General features: G+C 69.1%; 11 protein-coding genes and 2 CRISPR repeat arrays. Of the genes, 1 reads left to right on the top strand and 10 read right to left on the bottom strand.

The features are described from left to right. Positions 1-1,246: 1,246 nt before the first annotated feature. The 3 genes from EMA17_RS36575 to EMA17_RS36565 form a co-directional block, all read right to left on the bottom strand. The gene (locus tag EMA17_RS36575) at positions 1,247-2,122 is read right to left on the bottom strand and encodes a hypothetical protein (RefSeq protein WP_126641495.1); all 876 of its coding nucleotides are present in this window, start codon (positions 2,120-2,122) and stop codon (positions 1,247-1,249) included. Between the two features lie 346 nt (positions 2,123-2,468). Then, a complete protein-coding gene (locus EMA17_RS54635) occupies positions 2,469-2,711 on the bottom strand; it encodes an NUDIX domain-containing protein (protein WP_246127133.1) in 243 nt (80 codons plus the stop codon). Between the two features lie 50 nt (positions 2,712-2,761). Then, positions 2,762-3,736 (bottom strand): FkbM family methyltransferase, encoded by a 975-nt coding sequence (locus tag EMA17_RS36565; protein WP_126641494.1) that lies wholly within the window; start codon positions 3,734-3,736, stop codon positions 2,762-2,764. Positions 3,737-3,838: 102 nt separating this feature from the next. On the opposite strand from EMA17_RS36565, the gene EMA17_RS36560 reads away from it, so the two are divergent. Continuing rightward, complete coding sequence (locus tag EMA17_RS36560) at positions 3,839-4,339, top strand: P-loop nucleotide/nucleoside kinase family protein (RefSeq protein ID WP_218043185.1); 501 nt, start codon at positions 3,839-3,841, stop codon at positions 4,337-4,339. On the opposite strand, the gene EMA17_RS36555 is transcribed toward EMA17_RS36560, so the two are convergent. The 7 genes from EMA17_RS36555 to cas7e all read right to left on the bottom strand — a co-directional run bounded on the left by EMA17_RS36555 (position 4,297) and on the right by cas7e (position 14,923). Continuing rightward, positions 4,297-5,160 carry a glycosyltransferase family protein gene (locus tag EMA17_RS36555; protein ID WP_246127137.1) on the bottom strand — a complete coding sequence of 288 codons (864 nt, stop codon included), beginning with the start codon at positions 5,158-5,160 and terminating at the stop codon, positions 4,297-4,299. The two genes, EMA17_RS36560 and EMA17_RS36555, sit on opposite strands and share 43 nt — an antisense overlap. A gap of 469 nt (positions 5,161-5,629) precedes the next feature. Then, positions 5,630-6,694: direct repeats of the CRISPR family, unit length 28 nt; unit sequence GTCGGCCCCGCGCGAGCGGGGATGCTCC. Between the two features lie 293 nt (positions 6,695-6,987). Next, the gene (locus tag EMA17_RS36550; RefSeq protein ID WP_126641492.1) at positions 6,988-8,580 is read right to left on the bottom strand and encodes an HNH endonuclease signature motif containing protein; all 1,593 of its coding nucleotides are present in this window, start codon (positions 8,578-8,580) and stop codon (positions 6,988-6,990) included. Positions 8,581-10,534: 1,954 nt separating this feature from the next. Next, positions 10,535-10,867: direct repeats of the CRISPR family, unit length 28 nt; unit sequence GAGCGATCCCCGCGAGCGCGGGGCCAAC. Between the two features lie 79 nt (positions 10,868-10,946). Continuing rightward, positions 10,947-11,225 (bottom strand): type I-E CRISPR-associated endoribonuclease Cas2e, encoded by a 279-nt coding sequence (gene cas2e / locus EMA17_RS36545; protein ID WP_126641491.1) that lies wholly within the window; start codon positions 11,223-11,225, stop codon positions 10,947-10,949. Continuing rightward, a complete protein-coding gene (gene cas1e, locus EMA17_RS36540; protein ID WP_126641490.1) occupies positions 11,222-12,244 on the bottom strand; it encodes a type I-E CRISPR-associated endonuclease Cas1e in 1,023 nt (340 codons plus the stop codon). Before cas1e ends, cas2e begins: the two co-directional genes overlap by 4 nt. A gap of 2 nt (positions 12,245-12,246) precedes the next feature. Further along, positions 12,247-13,005, bottom strand: a complete 759-nt coding sequence (cas6e, locus tag EMA17_RS36535; protein WP_126641559.1) for a type I-E CRISPR-associated protein Cas6/Cse3/CasE — start codon at positions 13,003-13,005, stop codon at positions 12,247-12,249. 5 nt (positions 13,006-13,010) lie between these two features. Continuing rightward, positions 13,011-13,796, bottom strand: coding sequence for a type I-E CRISPR-associated protein Cas5/CasD (gene cas5e / locus EMA17_RS36530; RefSeq protein WP_281290574.1), 786 nt, complete (start codon positions 13,794-13,796; stop codon positions 13,011-13,013). Beyond that, positions 13,793-14,923 carry a type I-E CRISPR-associated protein Cas7/Cse4/CasC gene (cas7e, locus tag EMA17_RS36525; RefSeq protein WP_126641489.1) on the bottom strand — a complete coding sequence of 377 codons (1,131 nt, stop codon included), beginning with the start codon at positions 14,921-14,923 and terminating at the stop codon, positions 13,793-13,795. Before cas7e ends, cas5e begins: the two co-directional genes overlap by 4 nt. Positions 14,924-14,930: the final 7 nt, after the last annotated feature.

Genomic DNA, 14,930 nt, shown 5'->3' with positions numbered 1-14,930 from the left:
GCCCACCGGCCCGCCCCGAGCAGCGGGCGGGCCGGTGGGCCCACCCGGATCAGCAGGCGTCGAGGATCGACGCGAGGGCGTTCGGACCCACGCGAACGAGTCTGTCCGCGTCGTATCTCGACCCTCGGTCGGGCCGGATCGATCACCGCTCGACAGGCACCGAGGGGGTCGTCCGGGGAACTACCCTGGTATCGACGGAGGTTCATTACGCTGCGGACAACGCATGGATGGCAAGATGCAACCGAACGAAAAGGCTGTTACCCGCTGGTAGACGCCCAGGTCATCCAGTGTCGGCCCCGCGAGCGCGGGGATGGTCCCTCCATGAACTCCACCGAGACGTTGCTGGTCTTGTCGGCCCCGCGAGCGCGGGGATGGTCCCATGGTTCCCGGCGATGTCCAGCACTGGCTGCTGTCGGCCCCGCGAGCGCGGGGATGGTCCCTGGTCGAGGCGGCGCTGGTGTCGCTGGCCGAGGTCGGCCCCGCGAGCGCGGGGATGGTCCCACCCGGGTCACCGAGCGGCTGTCGACGACGTGGTCGGCCCCGCGAACGCGGGGATGGTCCGGATGCGGAACAGGGCCTCGTCACCGCAGTGTTGTCGGCCCCGCGAGCGTGGGGATGCCTGGGCGAGCTACTGCGTCAACTGCGTGGGCACCGACGTCGTCGCATCGTTCCGGTCTGCCAAAGTCGGGAGCGGTACCCGGTGCGTCGTGTTGCCGGGTGTGCCGGCTACCGATCAACCCGGGTGACGGTGCCGCCCTGGACACATGCCCACCACGAGCGTCCGTGGCGAGACCGTCGCCCTGCTCGACACCCTCGACGAGATCCGCGCCAACCTCCCCGAGGAACGCCGCACCGAGTTCGACCGCGTAGTCGGCTCCACCCCGCTGCGGCAGATCGTCCAGCTCGCGATCATGCGGTTTGCGCTTCCGGACAAGGGCCCAGGAGGACGCCGCTCCGGGCGACCGGATCAGGGCAGTCGACTGGACCGGCGTTCACAATCCCGACGGCACCCCCTTCGTGCCGTGACCCACCGGGTGGTGTGGACTGGCGTGGCCGAACACGGCCTGGTGACACCGGACCCGACGGCCGACAGCACGGATCCACGACACCGGGTAGGGGTATGGTCGAACGCCGGGGCCGGGGGTGATCGAATTGGTTGAAGCCTTGACTGGAGGCACTTCTCTGCCCGACTGACGTACCTCAGGGACCTCGGCCTTCCTGGCTGCACCGGACGGCGTACGTCTGGTCAACGATCGCGAGCCGCTGTCCGCGGTTTGAGGCTGAACCTACGGTGGACGCCTCTATTTTGCGACCACAGCGGCATGCCGGAACGCAGCAGCGTCCAGCCGTAGTATCGGCTCGGCATAAGCTCCCCTACGTTGAGCTGACCCAGAAGACGCATAAGTTCCAGCGCTGTGAATCGACGTTCCTCCTGTCGCCTATGCACATCGTCCTCGAAGCCGAGACTGCGGGCTGTGGCGTCCTCGGTATCGAGTCTGGCCTGCTCATCCCTCCTCTTCTTGTCGGCTCGCGCCCGAACTATTTCGGGTACATCCCCCGGGGCCGGCAGTCGGGCCGAAATGCTCAGCTCACTCTGCTCTGTGAATGCCGGCAGGTTCGCACGCCGTTGCCGCAGTTCAGTCATGTGGCGCTCGCTGGCCAGATAGCCGACCATGGGCGAGGGGCAGAGGAATACCTGAAGGCGCCCATGATGCCCGAACTCGCAGTGCGCATAGTCGACAGCCTGCCCAGCCCACGCATGGTAAGACCCTAGATTCATGTCCTCCACGGGGCGCTTGAACTCCACCCCGAACGCTGGCTCTTCGTCGAACCAGGGCTCGGGATCACGTGGAACTAGAATCGCATCGATTCTCACGGGCTCGCGGCCCCGGTAGAATCCCGGCACTTGCTCCTCGATGTGGAACCACTTTTCGAGCACACTCAAGACATGTGTGCTGAGCTCCCGCTCGGTCTTGAAAGCTTCGGCCCTCGGGAATATCCAGTCCCCTGCGTAGTTCAGCATCGCGCCTCCCGGCAGCCGACCTACCCTCGATGCTGCCCTGTCTGACTTCTTCTCAAGAGACTGATACGAGCCAAGATCAGGCGGGGTGCTGCCCAGCACCGGCGCTCATCGAGGTCGGAATCACCTCCACCGAGACCCTCTCCCTCGCCGTCGTGAGCGCCCGTCCTCCCTACTACTCATCGGCACTACTCATCGGCATCTCGGTACCTTTCGGGACACGTTCGCAGGATGTTCAGTACAGGACCGACCATCCGTGGCGGGAGAAGGAGGGACGTCCGCCGTGGTAGGCGGCCAGTGCCTGCGCGGAGGTCGGGAACGCGGGCTCGGGTAGCCGACCTGCAGTGACCCACCGGGCGGCCAGGTGCTTGTCCGGCTCGGTGTTGGTCAGTTCGCCGGTCCACGTGTCGGTGGCGAAGACGAAGAGGACGAACTGCCCGGCCTGGTCTCAGCCCTGTTCGACGTGGATCACGTGGACGAGTACGAGATCTGCCGGATCGACGAGCAGACCGGTTTCCTCTTCGAGTTCGCGAGCGGCGGCCTCGTCGAGGGCTTCTCCGGGCTCGGCCTTGCCGCCCGGGACCGTCCAGGCGGGCTGCGGCAACCAGTTTCGGGCGGCGTAGTGCACGGCGGCAATCGTGTCGGTGTCCTTGTCGTGAACGATCACGCAGACCGAATTGCGACTGTTCATCACACTGTTGTTCGTCAAAGTACCCAGTCCTTGTCATAGCGCCACGGGTGTCATCGGCGAGGCAGGCGACTCGGGCCGACCCCGCGGCCGGGATGTGTGGGTCCTGCTCGGCAATCGAGGGGGAGGAGGTCGGCGTCGATACGAGAGAAGACCAAGTCGGTCATTTGCTCCGGGGTCCCGATGCACCTGACGGGCGCCTGAGGGCGGCGTATGGCCCGGGGATAGGTGGCCGGGTCGTAGTCGTTGGTGAGCGTGTAGGCGTGGAAGCCGTACTCGCGCAGCTTGTCGATGATGCCGGTGGTGCTCTCGCCCTGCTTGGCCAGGAGCCTGGGGGTGACTTCCACGACCAGTTCCGCGTCCTCGCGCAGGCGCGGAAGCGCGGGCAGCAGTCCCCTGACCGCCGCCGCCTCGGCGCCCTCGACGTCGATCTTGATGACCCGGGCGGTGGAGAGCTCGGCCTGACTGAGCAGCTCCGCAAGTGGCGCGGTCGGCACGTGAAATGTGGTGTGGACGTTGCGGGGTCGAACCACAGTGGTGTGGCCGAGGTTGGCCGGGTCCTCCAGGTAGAGGATCAGCGTGCCGGTGGTGTCGGAGGCGGCCGAGCGGATGGTGCGAATGTTCGTGCGGTGGTTGGTAGAGGCTGCGCCGACGAGGTCCTTGTGGAACTGCGGGGTGGGCTCGATGGCGACGACGTGGCCGGTCGGTCCGACTGCGTGGGAGGCCAGGAGGCTGAACGCGCCACGGTGGGCCCCGACGTCGATGAAGGTATCTCCCGGCCGCAGGCGGTCGCGCAGGAAGGCGCTCAGGTTCGGCTCCCACTCACCGAAGAGGTACTGGTATCGCTGAATGACGTCGCTAGTGGTGACGGTGACCAGGTCACCCGAGCGCAACCGAGCGGTGGTGTGGAGGGGATGGGTTCGAAGGTGATCGTCGAGGAAACGGTCGACGAGCGGGCGCTTGCCGACTGTTCCGGGCGCGTGGCGAACGTAGGCCCGCAGCAGGCGGGCGAGGGCGGATGCGGGCACGCGTGTCTCCTTCGGTGGTGGCGGGTTCGGAACGCGGTTCCCGGAACCGACCGTGGTGGCAGACTTGCCGGTGAACGCCGGTAGCGGTGAGGGGAGTCGTCAGTGGCCGAGAGTTCTCCAGTGGTGTTCCTGCTGGTGGGGCTCACCGGCTCGGGAAAGACGACCTACGCTCGGCGGAAGCTGGAGCCACCGGGCGCGGTGCGGCTTTCGGTGGACGAGGTCGTCCACGAGCGGCACGGTCGGTACGGCGTCGACTACCCGGAGCACACCTACTTCGAGAAGGAGGCCCCGGTCGTCGCCGAGCTGCACTCACGGCTGGTCGAGCTGGTCTCCGAGGGCCGGGATGTGGTGTGGGATCACGGGCTGTGGCCGCGCAAGGACCGCGATGCGATGAAGAAGCTGGTGGAGTCGGCCGGCGGGCGCTGGCGGCTGCTCTACTTCCCCGTCGATCGGGACGAGCTGCTGCGCAGGCTGGCCGAGCGCAACCGGAGAGGTGACGCGAACTCGCTGATCGTGACCCCTGAGGCTCTGGACGACTTCTTCGCGCGGTTCGAGGCACCTCAGAATGAGGGCGAGGAGATCGTGGAGCCGGGCCAGCTCTGACGGGGCGGGCGCCAAGCGGTGTGGATCCGGGCGGCTTCGGTGGCCCAGTCATCGGGCATGCGGTCGAGGGTGACGTGGCGGAACCCGAGGCGGGGGTCGGAGACGTCGATGCGGTTGTTGTTGTGGCGGTCGATGTGCTGAAGCAGGCGGGTAGCCTCGCTGCGGACGGCCGGGGTGTGCTCGGTCCAAGCGCCGTTTGTGAAGTGGTCGACGCGGCGACGCAGGTCGTCCACGACGCCGGAGCGCCATTTGAAGTGGTGGACGCACGCGAGTGTGTGGGGGTCGGGCTTGCGGCCGGGGGCGTGGTGGTTACCGGAAGCGACGGCGGCGTCCGAGAGGGCAAGGACGATCTTGCGGGGGTCTCCGTGCAGGAGGCAGTGGGTGAGGTGGCCGCCGAGAGGGAAGGTGCGGTCGAGTCCGTCCTCGGGGCGCCAGAGGGCGAGGCGGCCGTCGGCGCTGACGCGGTCGAGCATCAGCCCGCCCACCACGGCTCGGCCGTTCTCCTCGGCCGCCTCGGTGACCTCGGCGAGCGGGGCAGGGTGGGTGTGGAACTCGTCGGAATCGGCGAGCAGGTGCCAACCGGGGCCGGCCTGTTCACGCAGCGCGTCGCGCAGTTCGGAGTTGGTGTGCTCGTGCCATGGACCCATGCTGACCTGGCCGGTGGGCAGGCCGAGTTCCCGGGCGGTGGTCAGCAGTTGCCGGCGCCCGGCATCGGGGACGTGCTGGGGGAAGTGGAAGGCGAGGTGGAAGCGCTCGACGCCGAGCCGGCGGTAGTGGGCGGTCCACGCGGTCAGCAGGGCCGGTTCGACCGGGCCGACCACAGCAACCAAGGCGAGGGCGCCTGTGGGACGAGGTGATCGCGGCCTGGTCCCGGTGGACGGACAACGGCCGACCGGCCTTCGACACGTTCGGCCTCGACGTCGCCGCCGACGGCACACAGACCGTGTGGTGCGGCGGGCCCGACGGCCGGTCATGGCCGGTCCCCACGGACGGTTGATCCCGAATTGGTCCCGCGTGTAAGGGCATTGGGTTCATCGACGTTCCCGATGCCCGTAGAGGAATGCGCCGCCGGTCTCGCCGACGGCACGTCGAGGACGGGAGCGGCGATGCCGATGGCTGCGATCCCCGGCTGGCCCGGATCGATTACCACTCGAGAGGCACCGAGGGGGTCGTCGGGTGAACTACCGTGATGTTGCCAGAGATTCACCCCGCCGCAAACGACACGGTGGTGGCAAAATGCAACCGGGCGAAAATGCTGTTACCCACTGGTAGAATCCCAGGTCATCCAGTGTCGGCCCCGCGCGAGCGGGGATGCTCCCGCGCACGTCGAGGCCGCGGTGGCCGCCGACGAGTCGGCCCCGCGCGAGCGGGGATGCTCCGGCTGTACCAGGTCTCGCCGAGAGGGCCGGTCTGTCGGCCCCGCGCGAGCGGGGATGCTCCTGGCCCCACTTGGTCGTCGACAACCGTCTCGGCGTCGGCCCCGCGCGAGCGGGGATGCTCCCGGGCGGCTATTTCGCAACCGGCCCCGGCTCGGGTCGGCCCCGCGCGAGCGGGGATGCTCCTGCGTTCACCGCGTGGGCGAAGGCGCGCGGCCAGTCGGCCCCGCGCGAGCGGGGATGCTCCCTTCTCGAACGGCGCCCACACCGAGCTGGTGACGTCGGCCCCGCGCGAGCGGGGATGCTCCCCGTGGACACGACCGGCACCGCGTTCACGGAACGTCGGCCCCGCGCGAGCGGGGATGCTCCTTCGATGACGTCGTAGTACTCGGGGGGCCTTTGGTCGGCCCCGCGCGAGCGGGGATGCTCCCGGCATCGCCTCGTTGGCCCTCACCCTCATGGCGTCGGCCCCGCGCGAGCGGGGATGCTCCCCCGCCGCCCGCAACGCCACCCCCGCCGTGGACGTCGGCCCCGCGCGAGCGGGGATGCTCCTGGTGTCGTCGGGCTGCTCGGTGCGGGTCATCGGTCGGCCCCGCGCGAGCGGGGATGCTCCCCGTGCCGCTGTGTGGCTTCGATGGGGTCGCCCGTCGGCCCCGCGCGAGCGGGGATGCTCCGCCGGCCCCTGACCCAGCGTCAGCCACGACGCGGTCGGCCCCGCGCGAGCGGGGATGCTCCTGTCGAGGACGCCCGAGTCGGCGGGGAGGTCGTGTCGGCCCCGCGCGAGCGGGGATGCTCCCGCGAACCGCAGCGTGATGCACGCATCCACGCAGTCGGCCCCGCGCGAGCGGGGATGCTCCCCTGCGCGTCCGTCCACGGATCCGTGTGCTGCAGTCGGCCCCGCGCGAGCGGGGATGCTCCCCTGAAAGACCAGCGCACGACGCAGACCCGCATGTCGGCCCCGCGAGCGCGGGGATGTTCCGGGACTCGCAGGCGTCGGGCGCGGCATGACGGCGTCGGCCCCGCGCAGGCGGGAACTGCTCCCTGGGTGACGGCGCGGCCGTGCTGGACCTGGCGATCAGCCCCGTGCAAGAGGGGATGCTCCCGACCAGGAGCAGGCGGACGGGAGGAAACGCCTGTCGGCCCGGCGAGTTCCCGACGCCCGACCAGCCCGGAGGTCGGGCGCATCCGGCCTCCTTCCCCAGACAACACCGGAACCGGTCCGGCGTGGACGAGTGTGGTCGATTCTTCTCGGGGGCTTTCTCGGCTGCGGTGTCATTTCGGCTCGTTCCACGTGTCTTGAGGGGAGGGTGTCTTCGCCAGGTGGTTGGCGTGGCGTTGTCGAGCGACGTGGAGCAGTTCCTTGGTGAGGTTGTCGCGGTTGACGCCTCGGGTTTTCAGGGCGTGGCAGTTGGGGCAGAGCGCGATCATCACTTCGGGGATGTCTCTGCCGCCGCGGGCGAGGTCGTGGATGTGGTCGACTTCGAGGATGGGTCGGCCGGCGTCGGTGAGTTCGGTGGGATGGCCGAGGCAGCGTGGGTTCTCGCAGGATCCGGCGCTGCGTTCGAGTACGGCCTGACGGGCACTGCGGCTGCGCGCTCGTTTGACGACCGCTCGCTCGACGGTGTTGCCGATTCGGTCGTCGGCGCCCTGGGTGGCTCTTTCGTTGAGGAGTGCGTAGGGGTTCGTCGTATTGCTCGGGGTGGCTTGTAGGTGTTCGTTGATGGTGTCCTGGAGGGACGAGGTCACGAGTTCGTGTACGGGGGGCGGCCAGGTTTCCGGGTCATCGGAGGGAACGGGCTGGAGCAGCCAGGTGTCCCCGCTGGAGGGTGAGGGTCCCGTGCAGCGTCCGACGGCCAGTGCCCGAGTCTCGAAGTACCGCCCTCCTGCTCCGTCGGGGCGGCTGACGCGGACGGTGCGGGTCGCGGCGCGGGCATGTTCGAGCGCCAGGTCGGTTCGGGTGTCGGGGGCGGTGTATTCGATGAGGTCGGTCTCGGGGATCGGTCCGTCGCCGTTCGGGTCGCCGAGCGCAAGGCGCAGTTCCAGGTCCTCGCTCCGGGCATCCTCGGTGACACCGGGCCGCCCGTGCGGAACCACAGCCGAGGTTGGCGCGTGGGGACGTACCCATTCGGACAGTCTGGGCGGGGCTGGATCGAAGAACTTTGTGAGCACGAGATCGATTGCGGCTTCGAGGACTTGGGGTTCGTCCCTCAGCAACTTGTGGTCTGCGGCGGGGAATCCGGTGAGTGGGTTGTCCCGGTTCAGGTCCCCCAGCGTCGGGCGTTGCGAGGGCGCCAGGTGTTCGGTGCCGTCCACCTCCCACAACCCGTCGTTGCGCAGCGCCCAGAGCGGGTACAGCGCCTGGGCGTTCAGGTCGCGGGCGTTGCCGAACCTCTCGCCCAAGTCGGTGAGAGCCTCGCGGAGGACAATCCACCGTAGCCGGCGGGGTGCGTTCTCGCGGACCTGTTTCAGGGCCCAGAGCAGCATCAACGGGCGATGCAGCGCCGTTCGATCCCTGAATCGTTGGGGAGCCACCGCCTCCACGCGGGCGAGGAACTCCGTCCCGGTCGTCGAGACCGCGGCATGTCGGTCGACCACCGTGAAACCCAGGCGCTCCACGGCCGCGTTCGCCGCCGCCTGCCCGCCGCTGAACTGTTTCCTCGTCAACGGCCCTCGGTCCGGATACTGATACCCGTACGCTGCTCCGACGAGTGCCTTGACGTCGTAGACAGCGCCCCGATACTCGACGAAGTATCGGGTCGACCGACCGTATTCGTAATGCTTCAGAAACGCGGCCTGCCCGACCTCGTCGAACTCGTCGATCGCACGGAGAACCGCACCCCGTTCCGTCAGATCCTTGAGTACCACAGCCACTCCTCGACCCCCGGGTTCCGCCGGACGATCGTCAGGTTAATGCCGGGAAGGGACACACCGCCTGGCTGTGAGTGACCCGAGGATCGGCCCGCATCCGGGGCCTCACTGGGTACGACTGCGGGGACGATCGGGCTCCTCGGTCGGGCCGGAACGATCACCGCTCCACGGGCACCGAGGGGATCGTCGGGTGAACTACCTTGGTATCGACGGAGGTTCACCTCGCTGCGTACAACGCATGGGTGGCAAGATGCAACCGAATGAAAATATGGTTACCGACTGGTAAATGCCCAGGTCATCGAGGGGTCGGCCCCGCGCAGGCGGGGATGCTCCAAGCTCTGGGCGGAGTACGAGTCCGCGACCCGGGTCGGCCCCGCGCACGCGGCCGCGTGCCTGAGTTCGGAACGATATCCGCAGGCCGTATTTCATGATTGGTTGCCCAACTCCGCGAAGTTGAGGGCCGACAGCCGGACATCATCGGCCACGCGGGCGCGGGGATGCTCCCTCCGGATAGGGGCAGCGGTGGTGAACGCGAAGTCGGCTCCGCGAGCGGGATTGCTTTGCGTCGGCGTTGAGAATCTGCGAGAGGCGCCGCTCCCTGGGAGAGCGTGGTTCTGACGCAGTATGGCGGCGGGCCGGTCGGTCGGTTGATCCTGCCGGTGCCGGGGGCCGGGTTGTCCTCGGTCGTGCCGGCCGCAGTCGGGTGGGCGCGAGCGTTGCTTCCGTGCGTGGAGGGTGGTGGTGGGGTGAACCACCGTGGTGCCGGCGGAGATTCACCTCGCGGAAACGAGGCATGGGTGGCATGATGCAACCGAGTGAAAAAGCTGTTACCCGCTGGTAGAACCCCAGGTCATCCGGTGTCGGCCCCGCGCAGGCGGGGATGTTCCCAGCCAGGTTCGGCACGAACCCTCCCTCAGTAGGTCGGCCCCGCGCAGGCGGGGATGTTCCCTCCCGGGATCACCGGGCACGCCGGGTCGCACGGTCGGCCCCGCGCAGGCGGGGATGTTCCCGGCGCCCCGCACCGCGCGCGGCGACCTCGCCGGTCGGCCCCGCGCAGGCGGGGATGTTCCCCCACCCCGGGGCCGTGGCCGGCCCCGGGGTCGGTCGGCCCCGCGCAGGCGGGGATGTTCCTGAGTATGGCGTGGGCCGGCATGTGGTATCAGGGTCGGCCCCGCGCAGGCGGGGATGTTCCGACATGGGCCACGGGCCGCTTGTGTGGGAGGAGGTCGGCCCCGCGCAGACGGGGATGTTCCCTGATCCGCTCCGTACCGTGCTGGCTCCGGGACATCGGCCCCGCACAAGCGGGGATGCTTCTACGTACCTGATGCTGTCGGGAACTTGTGAATACAAGGTTGGGTGTGCCGATCGAGTGCCGGTGTGCGGCCGCCTTGTGACAGCACGAGAGGATTCCGGGGTGATGGATCCGACCGAGATGACCGAGCGCGAGTACCTTGCGTTCTTTGCCAAGCGGCCCGGGATGTACATAGGTCGCGTCTCCCTCGCTGGCGTGACTGCGTTCCTGCAGGGCTACGACCACGCCGCCCGGCGGCTCGGCGGGCCTGGCACCGGCACGCCGCCCGCATCGGCGCCAAGCTGGCCCCGCGCAGGCGGGGATTGCTCCTGGCGGTGTCCGCGCACGCCGTCGACCTCGCCGTCGGCCCCGGGAACGCGGGATTGCTCGGCCGAGGCGGAGAAGACGGCCGCGCACAGGCCGCGTCGGCCCCGCGAACACGGGGATGTTCCCGCACCCACTTGCGCGAACGCGCCAACCTCGGCGTCGGCCCCGCGCGAGCGGGGATGCTCCCAGGCCGTTCCCAGCACGTAGGCATGATGGTCTGTCGGCCCCGCGCAGGTGGGGCCAACCACTTCCGGGAGGTGTCACCGGTCTTCTGCGTCGAGCGATCTCCGCGGGGCCCACAGATCTGGGCATCAGGCCCATGGGCTCGCGCGAGAGCGATCCCCGCGAGCGCGGGGCCAACCGCTTGGCCAGGGCACCCGCCCCGGCGATAACCGAGCGATCCCCGCGAGCGCGGGGCCAACGAGATGCGCGGACTCACCGCAATCCCCATGCAGGAGCGATCCCCGCGAGCGCGGGGCCAACCGCGAACGCCGACTCGCCCGGGCACTCCGGCCGGAGCGATCCCCGCGAGCGCGGGGCCAACCCCGCGGGCGTCGAGCTCCCGGACATGACGGGGGAGCGATCCCCGCGAGCGCGGGGCCAACTCCGCAGCGAGGAGCGGCCACCAGCGTGGGGGGGAGCGATCCCCGCGAGCGCGGGGCCAACGCTGCCTGAACTGGGCTTCTACCGGCAGGTAACACGAATTTCATTTAGTTGCATCATGCCACCACACCTATTGATGTCTTCACTTTCCGGGACGTGCCGACAGGATCAGTCCGTCGAAGTCCGTCGGTCGCCAGCGATCGCGGCCGGCCGTGCGAACGGCCCAGCCCTGTTCGTTGTTCGCCGGTTCGGCCATTACGGCCTGTCCGTCCCGGATGCGCTCGGTCAGAAGTTGCCAGAGGCGGTCGCGTACGCGGCGACTGGGGGTGCCGACGAAGACGCCGGCGTTGACTTCGACCATCCAGCGGGTGAGGTGGCCGCGCAGGCCTTCCGGGACGGCGATGAGCACGATGACCGTCACTGTCTCCCGCCCTCGGTGGGTTCGTCGAAGTCGGGGCCCAGGATGGTGATGTGGTCCTCTCCCATCGAGGCCTCTCGGACGAGGTCCGGCGTGTCGTCCCCGCCGTAGTCGACGCCGCCGGCGACGGTGCCGGTCTGATCGTCCCAGAGTTCGTTGGCCTCGACGTCCGGGATTTCGACTCCCTGGGGCGTCAGCAGTGCTTTGACGTCGTCGACGATTCTCCCCAGGAGTTTGTCGCGGACGATGAGTTCCCGCAGGCCGACGCGTGCGTCGCGTTCGTCGACGAGGCCCTTGGCCGCGAGATCGAACGCCAGGGGGACCGAGTACTCGGCCTTGTAGAGGTCGGCGACGTCCTGGACGAACGACGTTGCCGTCCCGGTGTGGACGAAGCCCAGGCCCGGGCTCGCGCCCAGGCCCACGATGACGGCGTGGCTGATGCCGTACAGCGCGGCATTCGCCGCCGAGTACAGCCGGTTGACGTCGTCTCCGGCCGCGAAGGCGTCCCCCGCGCGGTATTCGCGGCGCTTCCACGGCACCCCGGTACGTTCCGATTCGGCCTTGTACACGTCACGCATTCGTCTGCCTTCGCGTCCGCGCAGCACCTGCATCGTGGCCTTCGACACGTCCTCACCGGGGAAGCGCATGCCGTACATCGCGCGGGCGACGGCGAGTCGTTCCCTGGGTCGGGTCACCAGCCATGCCTGCCGGTGCAACAGTCCGGCGCCTCGTGCGGGGCCGATGCCGGTGGCGTACAGACGGACGCCTCGTTCCCCGACCCAGCACACCGCCGTGCCGGAATCGGCGAGGACCGCGATCGCCTGGTGGGTGACGCGGGTGCCGGGTCCGAGCAGCATGACGGCGATCATCGCGGCCGGGACGCGTACGGTCTCCCGTTTGTTGATGACGACGACGGCGTTGTCGTCGCGGTCGACGTGGCTGCGTTCGACGTACACGCTGGAGACGCGATCGACCAGGCGGTGCAGGTCGTGCGGGTGGGCCTTCCACCAGATGTCGGGCACGTTCAGGATCCTTCCGGCAGCGCGGCGAGGGTCATCAGGCCGCAGCCGTAGGCCTTTCCCGGGCCGATGCCCCCGACCAGTCTTTCCGCGAACAGGGCGGCGTCGGTCACGCGCAGCCGTCCCTCGAACGTGGCCGTGGTCAGGACCACCGGAGATTCGCCGCGGCCGTTCTTGCCGAACGAGTGGCGTTGCCGTGCGGTGATCCGGACTTCACGTGCGGCCTCGCCGCTTTCTGGGGCGTCGAGCCCCGGTGCCGCGGGGTCCGTGCGTGCGTCCGGGACCGTAAATCCCCAGCGTTCGCAGCGCTTGAGGAACCAGGCCGTCTGGTCGGCGGCGGTGCGGTGTCCGATGCGGAAGGATCGCGTGTGGCCCGCGGACTTGCGTTTGCCCTGGATGGTCGAGGGCGCCTGCGGTGTGCTCGTGTTCTGTACGGGGTTCGCGGTGAGTCGGAAGGCGAACTCGCGGCCGACCGCGATCCGTGCGAGGAGCGGTGTGTAGTCGCGTACGGCGGCGTGTTCGCCGTCGGCGTCGGGCCAGCCCGCGCGTTCGACGATGTGTGTCCAGTCGGGCTTGGACTCGGTGAGGACGAACAGCATCGGCCGTCGTGGGTTGTCCGTGTCCAGTCGCCACAGGACGCGTTCCTCGGTGGGTCGTTCGGCGACGCCGCCCAGCACGGCACCGCGCATCGCGCGCGGATTCGCCAGCAGCGTCCGGCTCTCGCCGCGCAGCGGGTTGAGCCGGACGCGGGACAGGTAGGGCATGAGGGTCACCAGTCCAGGAGTGCGAAGGGGTCGTGGCCGGCGGAGCGCGCGTCCGGATCCGGGTTGTCGAATCCGGACGGAACGGTCAACCAGGCGTGGCGGATGCGGCGGCTCGTGAACGCGCGGCGCAGCGGGTCGAAGGAGACGGGGCGGTCGTGGGCGACGTCGTCGCCGTCGGGGTCGTCGAGGGTCGCGGCCAGTTGCACGGTGGCGGGGCGGCCCTTGCGGGCCTGGCGTCGGCGGGCGTGGTCGCCGATCTGCCAGGGCTCGGTGATCAGTGCGGTCTCGAGGTCGGTCGGGCGCAGTCCGAGGTTCACGGGTTGTGTGGGTACGCACGAGCGGCGGCCGAGTGCGAGTGGGAACGCCGGGTTGGAGACGGCGGTGCCCAGTGTCGTGATCAGGTCGGCGGGTCCTTCGATGCCGGCGACGAAGACGGCGTCCTGGAGGTAGAAGCGTTGCGTGATGTGGGTGTGTTTGGCGGGTGAGGTCGGCTTCTGGATGCCTTTGGCAGATACGCCCGCTTGGGGCAAGGGTTGCCCGCGGTAGTCGCTGACGGTGTGGTAGTCGCGCATCAGTGATCCGGCCTGGTCGACGCGTACGCCGAGCCGCAGCTCGGCCAGGTCGGTGATGTCGGCCTCGCGGCGGCGGCCGGCGGCGGCGGCGAGGAGTCCGACGACGCCTGATTTGGTGGGTTCGGGGCGGGTCTCGCGGCGGTTGAACGCGCTGCGGTCGCCCCAGGACTGCATCGGCCCGGCGAGGCGCAGCAGGAGTACGAGGTGGTCGGTGGTCACGCGTTCGTCCTGGCCTGGAGTCGGGCGGTGAGGCCGGTGAGCAGCGTGGGGAACGGTTTCGTGTCGCCGAAGACCTCCGCGAGTCGTGCGCCGGCGGGGGATTTGGTGTCGAAGGTGTGGCACACGTCGATGTGTTCCGGGCCGCCCCACGCCTGGGTGACGCGGGCGTATTCGTCGGCGAGGCGGATGGCGGAGTCGGCGGCGATGCCGTCGGTGCCGGGGACGGGTTCCTCGAACGCGGAGACGAGGTTGACGGGTTGGTCGGTGCGGATGGCGACGGCGACGAGGTTGGGCAGGGTGCGGTGGGCGAAGGTGTTCTGGTGGCCGGAGGGTACGGCGCGGGCGAAGTCCTGGACGAACAGTCGTGTGGCGTCGATGGCGGCGTCGGTGTCGCCGAGGTTGTCCTCGAGTTGGTGGAGGCCGATGGTGGCGTAGCGGTAGAGGGTGGCGGAGTTGAAGCCGACGGTGCCGATCATTCCGGCGCCGGTTTCCTCGGCGGTGTTTTGGTCGTCGACGGCGGTGTAGTAGTCGAATTCGAGTTCGACGGCGTGGGTGGACAGGGCGTGGGCGACCTGGGTGGCGGCGTCGACGTTGAGGGAGGGGATGTCGGCGACCATGCGGCCGAACAGGGCGACGTCCATGGGGTGTCCGGTGCGGAGTGTGTCGGCGACGGGCAGGTTCTTCACTGCGTCGACGAGGTCGGTGTCGTCCAGTGCGACGAGGTCGGTGGCCCGGTCGGCGACGAGGTCGACGATGTTCTCCACTTGGTGGTGGCCGTAGAACAGCAGGTAGGCGGTGTCGCCGGCCTTCTTGCCGGGTTTGACGCCCAGGGGGGTGAGCAGGGCGGTGGCGAGGCGTTGTGCCTGTTCGCCGTCGACGCCGGTGCGGGCGAGGCGGGTGGCGAGTTCGGTGGCGATGCGCTTGGTGCGGGTGCCCTGTTCGCCTTCGGGCTGGTGGGAGGCGAATTGCATGCGGGTGGCGCGTTTCCATGCCTGGGAGGAGACGCGGGCGCGGCGGACGCCGCCGAAGTAGGCCTCCTTGGGGTTGCCCTGGTCGTCGCGGTTGAGGTTGGCGGGTGGGACGGTCTGCAGGATGTGGATGTCGATGTACAGCGGTGCGGCGGTCATGATCTCT

Source organism: Embleya hyalina (genome assembly GCF_003967355.1).
In the GTDB taxonomy this organism is placed as follows: Bacteria; Actinomycetota; Actinomycetes; order Streptomycetales; family Streptomycetaceae; genus Embleya; species Embleya hyalina.
The sequence above is the reverse complement of the archived record's forward strand: the minus strand, read 5'-3'. Positions and strand labels throughout refer to the sequence as shown.